At 54.0% G+C, this 10,700-nt stretch carries 10 protein-coding genes; 4 read left to right on the top strand and 6 right to left on the bottom strand.

Annotated elements, in window-relative coordinates; all coding sequences use genetic code 11:
* Positions 1-525: 525 nt before the first annotated feature.
* Positions 526-996 carry a hypothetical protein gene (locus ABNG04_RS16420; protein ID WP_371163444.1) on the bottom strand — a complete coding sequence of 157 codons (471 nt, stop codon included), beginning with the start codon at positions 994-996 and terminating at the stop codon, positions 526-528.
* A gap of 1,236 nt (positions 997-2,232) precedes the next feature.
* Here ABNG04_RS16420 and ABNG04_RS16415 point away from each other — a divergent pair.
* Both ABNG04_RS16415 and ABNG04_RS16410 read left to right on the top strand, forming a co-directional pair.
* Positions 2,233-4,593 (top strand): chemotaxis protein CheA, encoded by a 2,361-nt coding sequence (locus ABNG04_RS16415; protein WP_371163443.1) that lies wholly within the window; start codon positions 2,233-2,235, stop codon positions 4,591-4,593.
* 526 nt (positions 4,594-5,119) lie between these two features.
* Complete coding sequence (locus tag ABNG04_RS16410; protein ID WP_371163442.1) at positions 5,120-5,245, top strand: hypothetical protein; 126 nt, start codon at positions 5,120-5,122, stop codon at positions 5,243-5,245.
* A gap of 58 nt (positions 5,246-5,303) precedes the next feature.
* On the opposite strand, the gene ABNG04_RS16405 is transcribed toward ABNG04_RS16410, so the two are convergent.
* On the bottom strand, positions 5,304-5,789 hold the full coding sequence (locus tag ABNG04_RS16405; RefSeq protein WP_371163441.1) for a hypothetical protein: 486 nt from the start codon (positions 5,787-5,789) through the stop codon (positions 5,304-5,306).
* A gap of 154 nt (positions 5,790-5,943) precedes the next feature.
* A complete protein-coding gene (locus ABNG04_RS16400) occupies positions 5,944-7,242 on the bottom strand; it encodes an IS4 family transposase (RefSeq protein ID WP_371163440.1) in 1,299 nt (432 codons plus the stop codon).
* 736 nt (positions 7,243-7,978) lie between these two features.
* Here ABNG04_RS16400 and ABNG04_RS16395 point away from each other — a divergent pair.
* On the top strand, positions 7,979-8,212 hold the full coding sequence (locus tag ABNG04_RS16395) for a hypothetical protein (protein WP_371163439.1): 234 nt from the start codon (positions 7,979-7,981) through the stop codon (positions 8,210-8,212).
* A 117-nt stretch (positions 8,213-8,329) separates the two neighbouring features.
* Here the strand turns inward: ABNG04_RS16395 and ABNG04_RS16390 are convergent, their stop codons facing one another.
* Positions 8,330-8,770 (bottom strand): DUF7437 domain-containing protein, encoded by a 441-nt coding sequence (locus ABNG04_RS16390; protein ID WP_371163438.1) that lies wholly within the window; start codon positions 8,768-8,770, stop codon positions 8,330-8,332.
* Positions 8,771-9,265: 495 nt separating this feature from the next.
* Here ABNG04_RS16390 and ABNG04_RS16385 point away from each other — a divergent pair, with 495 nt between their 5' ends.
* On the top strand, positions 9,266-9,601 hold the full coding sequence (locus ABNG04_RS16385) for a hypothetical protein (protein WP_371163437.1): 336 nt from the start codon (positions 9,266-9,268) through the stop codon (positions 9,599-9,601).
* 49 nt (positions 9,602-9,650) lie between these two features.
* Here ABNG04_RS16385 and ABNG04_RS16380 read toward each other — a convergent pair whose 3' ends face one another.
* Together ABNG04_RS16380 and ABNG04_RS16375 are read right to left on the bottom strand one after the other, a co-directional pair.
* Entirely contained in the window at positions 9,651-10,148 is a 498-nt protein-coding gene (locus ABNG04_RS16380; protein WP_371163436.1) for a hypothetical protein, read from the bottom strand.
* Between the two features lie 72 nt (positions 10,149-10,220).
* Positions 10,221-10,517: a hypothetical protein gene (locus ABNG04_RS16375; RefSeq protein ID WP_371163435.1), complete on the bottom strand. Its 297-nt coding sequence runs from the start codon at positions 10,515-10,517 to the stop codon at positions 10,221-10,223.
* Positions 10,518-10,700 lie beyond the last annotated feature (183 nt).

Below are 10,700 nucleotides of genomic sequence, written 5' to 3'. Positions count from 1 at the left end.
ATCGATGCGAATTAGGTATCCGGATGATCGATGCGAATTAGGTATCCGGATGATCGATGCGAATTAGGTATCCGGATGATCGATGCGAATTAGGTATCCGGATGATCGATGCGAATTAGGTATCCGGGATCGTTCCAGTCACAAACAGGATGACCCAGCAATCGCTGGAGTCGTACTTTATTGCTGTATGATGGCGGAAGCGACCGCAGGGAGCGTCCGAGCACCCACGACCAGTGGAACTCACGACCCTACCACCAGCGTGTGCCCGGTACCTGGACACACCGATCGCGACCACGCAGTGACTCGTGTTCCCAGCTGCTTGCAGTGACTCGAAATGGATCAGCGTTGACGGCGGCGCGGGAGCAAGAGTCACTGAACACTCTGTGATATGAACACGGGCACGTACACGTGTGGACGGCCAGTGACTCGCATCGCCCCACACCGCACCGCAGACACCACTCACAGCATTCTAATCAAGCTCACCGGCAACACCTCATAACCACCAAGAAACAGCTCCACCAAGACCTACTCAGGGAGATACGACTGCATAATCTCCATATCATCAAAATGCGGTGCCGCACGACCCCGACCCAGATCCTCCCGCATCGACTCAGTCAATCGCGTGGACACCGACGCAGCCGCGTGCGGAGTCTCAAAATGCAGCTCCGCTATCTCGACGGGCAGCCCACCCCAGACACGTGGCACACACGAGTCCTCCGAGAGGTGACAGTCATCAGCCACCGCTGCGAAGTCCACCGGATCCGAATGATAAATCACCTCCTGCCGCACGTGGGCAGAGATGTCATCCGGACGGATATGATCATCCAGAGGATTCGGCTTGAGCCGGGGCGTACTTTTCCCCGTTCGGATCTCGAAGTCCCCAGTCTCTCGCATTACACAGAACCACTGATCATACACTCCCTCTCGCGGGTCAAGTGACCCGGGATACACGATACAATCATCCGGTAGTTGGTAAAATTCAGATTCACTTACCATGTCTACTGTTACCGGATCACGTGGTATAAGACTTACATGGAAATTCGAGAGTAACTGAACAGAACACGGGTTACAAACCCATATACACCACAGAACACCACATTTCTACACAACAGTGATCGTGAGATCAGTGACGCGCCCCGACAGCCACTATTCTCGCGCGACATCCAACCGTTCTCGCGCGCACTGTGAGCGGATGACGCGCCAGTGACTCGCCCAGACACACCTCCCATAACCCGGTTGTTCCCGTGTTTTCACGGGTTTCACGCCCTCCAAACCCTTGTTTTGTGGTTCAGGAGGAAGGATTTTCTCGGGTGGTCGGGTCGGTGGTCTCGTCAGTGGTGGTGGCGCGGTGGTACCCCCAATTGTACAACACCGTTTTCCGTGTTGTGTCGGGTTAAACACCCTCTTTCTCGTGTTTCGCTTTTTGGCGGTGGCGATTTGTACAACCCCACCTTTGTTTGTTGACGGCTGTGAGGCTGGGCGGTGGTGACGCGGTCGGCGTCGGTGGACGGGCCGTGCCGTCCACCTACTTTTCAGAAAAGTTGGCTTACGGAATGGTAAGGCACATAGATATATAAGTCCTTTTGTAATAAGTATTATTTATTCTTATTACAAAGGGAGTATAGTTGTGGGGGAGCGTCACTCCCGCCTACTCTCACACGACTCAACAAACAAAGGTGGGGTTGTACAATTCTGGGTTTCGGGAGCGACCAGATCGGGGTAGCGGACGTGAGCGTCCACTCATTCAGTGTCTCGGGGTTGTACAATGCTGTGTGTCTGGGGCGAGTCACTGGAGTCGGGGAGCGACTTCCTGTCGTGATCTCACGATTCTGCCTGTGGGATTGACGACGGAGTTGGGGGTGTAGGGGTGCGCGCGAGAACTGGGTGGGTGCGCGTGAGGTTATGTTTCGAGATGGTTCAGTGAGAGTGTGGTGGGGTGGGGGCGTCAGTCTCGCCTACTCTCACACGACTCAACAAACAAAGGCGGGGTTGTACAATTCTGGGTTTCAGGAGCGACTCAATCGAGGTAGGGGGCGTGAACCTTCTTTCAGACGGTGTATTGGTGTTGTACAATGCTGTGTGTCTGGGGCGAGTCACTGGGTGGTGGTGGGGTCAGTTGTGTGAGGTGGTTGATCAGTTTGCTCTTGGTTTCTGTTTGATCTTTCTGAGTTTGGTACAATTTTGGTATCATCCCATGAAAGGTATATAAGTGAGTGTGAAATAAACACGAATATGCAAGTCAGATTTGTGGCTGATGAAGAACTGGTCAATAACTTTGACGCGACAATCGACTCGTCGCGTTCTGAGGCGCTCCGTAACTGTATGGAAGCGTCTGTGGCTCACGGCAAGCTGATCACCGAGGTCGACGTATCCGACCCAGAAACGTCGGGGGAATCCGGTGTGACTAACCACGACCTGCTGGTTGCGATCCAAAATGCCGGTACCCAGTCTCACAATCACGGCGGTTCCGCGTCCACCTCTGATGAGTATCAGGAGTACAGTGTAACAGACGAGCGAGTAACCGATGAGATGGCTGTTATCTTGGACGACTACGAGTCGGACGCGGATGTACTGCCGGATGCAGTGACACCTGATGACCGAGATGACGTATTGTCCCGTGACATTTTGAAACTCTGGTCAGACTACCAGAATCCGGACCGGAATTTCGTCCCATCGCTGAATCCGGATCACGTCCATGAGGATCATCGCCCGCAAGGGATGTCGCACGCGGTCGCACTCACTTTGGGTGTGCTGCGGTATAATGACAAAAGCACAGTGACAGCCAGCCAGATGGTGGACGTGGTTGCTGACGACCTCGGATGGACCAAGAATTACATGGAATCCAACGGGTTTGTCAGTGAGATTGAGGAGGCTGCGATAGAGAATCCGCTGAACGACTCGAAGTACATCACTGACGGACACACGCTCGATGATGTGCTGATCAGTGTAGCGGCGAAGGCTGACTCGGCACTGGACACGATTGAGACATCCTCATCGATCACCAGTATTGAGTCCGCGAAATCGACTCTTATCGACCATGCACTCACACTCGATGACCACAACGCGATGCATCGGATGGCGGACGGAGAATTCGAGAAGGTCACTAATGGTCTCGGGACACACCTACCGCCGTTAGTGCGTAACCGGAAGCAGGAGGTGTCGCAGTCGACCGTGGAGTCTGCGAGGCTGCGCGTGGATGACATGCGGCGGATGTTCAGCGAGTTTGATGATGTGGATGGGTTGAGCGAAATCCGTGAGGTTATGAATCGGATCTCGGACGCGGCGGATGATGTTCGGGGTGATCTGGATGAAAACACGCTGGACGACACGGATGTTAGCACCATCCTCTCTGAGATCGATTCGGTGGTGTCTGAGGCGGGGGTGGCTGCGGGCGAGGCAGCGGCTGATGAGTTGCAGGTGATGGTGTCGGATGTCGGTGACGCAGATGATGTCGAGGGCATTGAGGAGTCTTTGACCCGGGTTGTAGATGATGGGGAGGATGCGAAGACGATGGTTGATTCGTATGTGGATGACATGGCTGACGTGGATGTCAGCGAGGTCATGGCCGGGATTGATACTGCGGTGTCGGACGCGGCAGTGACTGCGGGCGAGGCAGTGACTGCGGAGATACAGGAGCTGAACACTGGATTCGATGCGGAGATGACGGTGGCGGAGAACGAGGAATTACTGGAGCGGATTGAGGGTCTTGCGGAAACTGCGCGGCATCTCGTAGAGGAGAACACGACGTATGATACGGATGTCAGCGAGGTCATGGCCGGGATTGATGAGGCTGTGGCTGGGGCTGAGGAGCGGCACAGTGAAGCGTTAGAGGTGGCTGTGGAGCGCGAGGCGGCAGCTGCGATGGAGGAGGATGAGATGTGGGCGCGGCGGGCGATGCGTGTGTTGGAGGTGGCTGAGATGGATGACTCTCCGATTTGGCGGGACGGCGTCGAAGCCTTCCTTGAGGACATGGTTGCGTACTTTGAGGCGATGCCGGATGCGGTGACTGATGAGACGGGCGATGAAACTGCGCTGCCTGTTGATGAGTTCCAGTCTCGGATGTGGGATCTGCCCGAGAAGAGTACTGTTGATCGTGCCATACAGAAGGCTAAGTACTCAATGTCGGTGGTTGAGATTGTTGAGCGACTGGATCTGGATGAGATTGAGGATCGCGATGAAGCCTATGATGCGGTATCCGAGATGTCTCTGGATGTGGTGCCTGATCGGTACCAAAAGGGTGACTCCCTGAATAAAGCGGCGTTAGAGCAGTCAATCAAACAGTATTCGATGTGTAGTGCTGGTACTCTGGACAGGATCTGCTTGCACGGTGGCGTGGATGAGGATTCTGAGTCGTTCCGAGAAGAGGTTGCGTGTGCGGTGTATGAGTATGAGTCGGCAGTGAATGGTGGGAGTGACAAGTGGGTAATGATAGAGGAGACTAAGCAAACACCGTCTTGGACACCGGGTGTGCTGCGCGTGGATATGCGTGAGTACACTGAGTTTGACGGGACGTTGGATCAGCGTCTGTGGCCGGATAGTACCGACTGGGAGTCGCGACTTCCGGATGACTCAGAGTCGGTGCCTGCGGAGTAAATCAGGCGGTTCAGTGACCCTGAGGTTAGTTGTGGAACTGGTCGGCGTGTTGGAGGGTGGCGTCCCAGTCGTCACTGACGTATGACCGGGTGGTGTCCAGTGATTTGTGTCCTGCGAGCTGCTCTTGGTGGAGAGTCACTGGAATCGGCGTGATTGTCAAAATAGTCGCAATAAATGGAGTAGGCGCAACAGGTGGACTCGGTGAAGAAGGAAGAATAGGTGGAATTAGGAGGTAATGAAGTCGAATGATGAATTCGGATAATGTGTAGAGATGAGCGATGCGGATGATGAACCCAGATAATGTGTAGAGATGAGCGATGCGGATGATGAATTCGGATAGTGGGTGGGGATAATGAGGACGGGAACTGAATATCCTAAAGATGCTGGGCTGATATTACTGTATCACTGTTATACGCGACCGTAGAGAGCGCCCTCTTGGGAGACACTAAGACACGCGCTACGTCGACGTCGCCTGTTCCGAGTCACTGGCGCAGGGTGTTATCCGGCGTACACGCATACACACGCCATGACCGACGAGGAGTGGAGCCGCCGCGAAGAAGTCCGAAGGCTCGCCGAAGAACATACCCACGAGGAACTTGAGCAGCTACGCCGCGACATCACCGACGAGATCCCAGACGCCACCGAACGGTAGAAGTCGCTACTGAGGTACAGACGCGAATTGGTGGCAGACGCAATCGCAAAAAAAAAGATCAGTAATCGCGCGGAACTGACTGGAACGTAACTTCAACGACACCGAGTTCGTCGCCGTCGATCGGTTCACGTCGATTCCAGTTGTTGGGGAACCTGGCTTCGCGCGCGATCTCGTCCCAGTCTTCCTCAGTGATTCCGGTGTGGCTCAAAATCATCTCGAAATTCGTTCCGCCACGGTGCTTAATCTCCCCAAATCCGCTTTCGAGTTTCGCGAGTGCCTTTTCCTCGATTTCGTTTTCAGACTCAAGGGGTCCAAAGCCGTTGATCGCAATGCGTCCTCCCACACTGAGAACATCGTAGGACTCCAGTTCCGGGTCGCCAAATCCGTCGGTGTTCGTATATTCGTCTCGCGTGATCACGGTGCCCTTCTCGTTGCGGCTCCAGAATCGGATGGTAGTTTCGTTCGTGTCGACTGTGTAGAGGGAGTTCCAGTCGTCTGTTCGTTCCGGTTCGATACTGTCGAACCAGTTGATTTCTTTGCCCATTGTATATCGGACCGAGGTCGTTCCGTGCTTAGTGGTTGTGCGCTTACCCCGAATCGCCTGTCTATGTGACCAGCTTGATACACTGAATAGAGCCGGTCTCTCGGGTCCCAGATCTTGTTTCACATTCTTATGGAGAGCAGCCATTGGTGTTCGGTTAAGCATTGGACGGCCTCATGAAGGCTTCAGCCACTCGTTCACTGAGTAAGAGCCGCGATTTCTCTGGTTGGCTGGCGTCACGAAACATCAGTTCCGACAGGTTCGGCGGTGGATGGCCGAACGACTGGGCCAGATCTTCGAGAATGAGCTGGGCGAGAGACCGGAAGGTCTTCGCCCAGCGTTCTCGGGGAAACACGATTTCCGGGAACAGCTCCTGAAACACCCCGAGTAAGGCTCTGCTGACCGTCAGCGTCAGCAGAGCCGCCACCACTAACAGCTCGACGATCGCTGGATCACTCGTCTGGAATTTCCCCAGCCCATACAGCGACTTCAGTTCCCGGAACAGCAACTCCACTTCCCACCGCAACCCGTACAGCGCCCCGACCTGCCTCGGAGTGAACTCATCGGGCAGATTCGTCACGTACAGGTGGTAGTCGTCGGTGTCCTCGTTGCGGACACCGACGACGCGAAACTCCATCGAATCGGTTGACTGCTTCCCAGCGTATGCCCGCCGTTTGAACTCGATCTCCACGGTTACGTCGATGAGCTCCCGACTAAGATCTCCTAGAACGTCCCGAAGACGACGCTTCGGCAAGGAAATGGCGCGCCCGCGCCATTTCCGCCGCTCTCCGACGATCAACGGATTTGCGTTCGACTTCAGCCGAGTCAGGAAGAACCCGCCGTTCTCTTCGATCAACGCGAACCGGCGGAAACTGTAGAAGCCCAGATCGAAGAGTAACAGCCGGCCTCGCAGCCAACTCCCGGTGCGGAGTTGGCTGCTCTCGTGGGTGCGTTCATCGGTGAGCTGGAACTGCTCGATCGTCTGCTTGGTCGCGTTCTGCACGAGGTGGAGTTTCGCGCCGGATTGATTCGCGTGAGTCGCGGGGAACGCATCGAGAAGCCGATGCAACCTGAACACGGTTGCATCGGCGATCAGCACCTCTCGGAACAACTCGAACTGCGGCGCGATCGTGTGAGGAACCGCGACCTCCTCGAGCGCGTGCTCGAGGAGGTCGCTCAACAGTGCTGCGAGGGCTGGCGTGAATCGATCGTAGAAGCTTGAGCGGGCAACGGTCTGGTTGGTTGCTGCGGAGTATGCACGCTGAAATCCGGCGATGGTACGGGCTTCGCCGTCGACGGCGAAGCCCATGATCAGCGTCCAGACGAGCATCGTGATGTCGATCTTCCGGTCACGCTGGACGACATCGCGCTCGCGCGCGATGTCTTCGATAAGCTCGGCAGGAAACAAGGAAGTCAACCGCCGTCGTATGAGATCCGGGGAGAGTTGGTTTAGCACATTCTCTCCCCACGCGGTCTACAACGATAACTTCGTCAACAGAGCGCTGTCTGTCGGTTTCCCCGCTTAACCGAACACGGATGGACGGTTCCCCATACGTGAACATGAACACCGTTCGAAGTGACTCGGGGAGTAACATATGCACCGCAATGAGGAACACGCCAAGCCCAGTCAGTATCATCTCATCTACTGGCTTGTCATGTACAGATGCCGGTAGCACTCCACTCATTATAGTGGCGCAATTGAGGAGGGTTAAAAACATCAAAAAATCAGTCGCTCCCGTTGGAATTGCATATTCAGAGCTTTGTTGAAACCCTCATTGACTGATGATTTAGCGGGCTATGCTGAATACAGAGCGTTAGCCTTGTTTAGACGCGATGTGGATCGGATGAACCGGTCATTATCCGGAAAACGAGATCGAACAGAGAGGCTCTCACAGACAAATCTTGTTCAGCTGGTACAGATACCAGCACACGTTATCGGGGGCGTCTAAACAAGGGCGGCGCCAGGTAAACTCGGCGGAAAAGAGGAATAGAGAGATGATGAAGTCGGATGGTGGATGGGAATAATGAGGACGGGAATTGAATTTCCTAAATATACTGGGCTGAAATCACCGTATCGCTGTTATGCGAAACCGTCGGAAGCGCCCTCTTGGGAGACACCAAGATACACGCTACGTCGCTTGTTCCGAGTTACTGGCCAGGGTGTTCATCGAGCGTGCACGCATACACACGTCATGACTGACGGGGAGTGGAGCCGCCGCGAAGAAGTCCGAAGGCTCGCCGAAGAACATACCCACGAGGAACTTGAGCAGCTGCGCCGCGACATTGAGGCTGAGATCCCCGGCGCCACCGAGCGGGAAGCGTCACTGCTCCAGTATCGAAAGGAATTGGTGGAAGACGCAATCGGCGAGAAGGGGGATTCGGTGGAGAACGACACTGAAAACGAATGGGGTTCGGGTACACCATAGTACAACTGTAAGTCGCCGTATCGAGTCGTCTGTGCGGTGTTATCGGGTTTTCTGATCTCCCTACTTTCAGTGAATGTTTCGGGGCGTGTTGGAAGTCACTGCCAACACCATATGAGGTTATTCAACGCCGTCACGGAGCTGCTGATCGAGCCACGGATCATCACCATATCTTTCGCGCACGACCTCCTCGATCTCATTCGTAATCGCGATTCCCGCGTAATTGCTCACCCCAAGTTCTGTCGCAGCCATTCTCCGCGTTAACTCCCCATTGAGGTAGTCGATCGTCACGGCGAGTGCTTCCGCAAGTTTGTCGTCGCCGTGTGCTCGACGGAATTCCTGGATGTCGTTGCGGTCGTCGGCGGCGTCGAGGACGGTGTGGAACGTGTCCGTGTCCTTGATGTCGGTGTCGGTGTCGGTTGTATCAGTGAGCATCTCTCTTAAATCCCACTTCCGTGCCTGTTGGAGCATCTCTGTGGCTGACGTTTCCCCGTTGTTTTCTTCGTCTTCGAGCGCGCCGCGTATCTCCGAGGGGTATTTCGCGTTTTCTGACTCGGTCATATGTGGTGGTGTGAGGCGCTGATACTTCGATTTGGGGGGTGGGTTCGTTGGAAGGCTCTGCCAACGCTAACACTCGCAGAACGGTCCCCCACCCACTGAAAACGAGGGGGGTGGATTCGTTGGAAGGCGCTGCCAACGAAAAGCTCCGGAAAACTGCTGTGGGGGGGTGAGAAAAGACTCAGGAAAACTGCTGTGGGGGGGTGGTGAGAAACTGGAGTTATCGTCCAGACTGGACACTAACGTTTGATTTCATATACGCAGTATGGTTGAGCAGATAACCGCCGGTTACGCGGGGTATTCGCGTGAGATCAGTCTTGGAGCTGAACCAGAATTAACTCTGAACCCGGTCCGTCTGTTCGCATAATGGGATCCATCGTCATTGACGGATGAACAACTGATTTCCAGTGACTTGCTGTTCAGTAAACAGAGGCATAGAATTCATGCCTGTTATTTTCTATCGAGGGTTTAAACTTCAAGATCATGGATCGATATGTGATGACATCGCAGGTTGAACCCCAAATCCCACCACTTGTACAGATCCAGGATGCAGTCACTGCAGGATACGCTGCAAGCCTGTATATCGCCGAACGAGACAAAGGACCACAGGGAAAACGTCTCGTGGTCTTAGAGATCGATCCGGACTACCGAGTCGAATGCGTGCTCAATCTCCAAGAGTTCGGCTTCGAAGAGCAAACGATGGAAGCAATGTACACCGTGCCAATAGAGGGTACCCCGCTAATGGTTGACCTTGGAGAAATTGAGTCAGATTCGGAGCTTCAAGAGTTACTATCGTGTCTCGAAATTCGTGAGAATACTAAGAGGGCCGACTGAGTTTTTCGCGAAACTGACTGGCTATTACCGTTTCAGTGACTCAGACAATTCACAGCGGCTTCAACTCCTTGTTGCTCCGTACCCATTCTTCGACCTTCTTAACACCCTCCTCACGTGAAACGGGCTTTTTGACACTATCCTGAGTAGCGCCATCATTTATTTCGGTCAGTTCAACTGTGGTGTAGAGGGAAAGCCGCCCAAGATCCTGCGGAGCACCAGGGTCATCTTTCACGTCAAAGCTGAACTGGGCACCATCAATCTCTACCGCATCAATTTCTTCTACAGCAGCCTCTAATTCTTCTCCCGTCGACGTGGCATTCACGGTGAACAGGAGACTGGAGACGTCCTCATAGAGAGCGATCTGAACAGGATCCACTTCCTCACCGAGCAGGTCGATGAATTCCTTTAGCGTGACAGAGTTCCGAGTCTCATCGAGAAGATTGCTGATCAGATCATCCACCGACTCCTGATCATCACACCGCTGGCGGAGCTGCTGGATAGTTGCTTGTGTGAACTCGATCGTCGTTGCGGCTGCAACTTCTGACATTGCAATATATCATGTATCCCATTTCTTTATAAATGCAGGAATAACGATGCCTGCTGACCCAGAAAACAAAACTCAGTGTTCGTCGAGGCAATGATGTTCTTCGCGGACCTCCTCAACCGGGCGTGACTTCCCAGCAACGAATTCGCCATCGTTGACGATTCGTTCATCACAGCGGTTGCACCCCACGTGAGTCGCTGCAGGCGGTCTTGAATCCCTGGCGAAGTAGTTCACGTCCTTATGACTCTCGTTCGGAAACGTCACAGTTTCAAATTTCAACCACTCGTGCCAGAAATCCTTTGAACCGCACTTCGGACATCGATAGCCGATTTCACGTGCCCAATTAGCCGCCTTCTCCGAAATGTTACTCATTACAAATAGAACCGAGGTCGTTCCGTGCTTAGTGGTTGCGCGCTCAATCCTGGTGGTCGATCCATATGGAGTCACTGGATTTGATGGGGCCACTGGATCCAGTGGTTGTTGGGTGGTTTGACAGAATACCTCATATCCCACGTATAGTTAGACATCTAATGGGGATGTATCGCCCTCTATCGG

Origin of the sequence: Halorubrum miltondacostae (genome assembly GCF_041379815.1) — an archaeon.
GTDB lineage: Archaea > Halobacteriota > Halobacteria > Halobacteriales > Haloferacaceae > Halorubrum > Halorubrum miltondacostae.
Note: the sequence above shows the minus strand (reverse complement) of the source record. Positions and strands in the feature narration are given on the sequence as shown.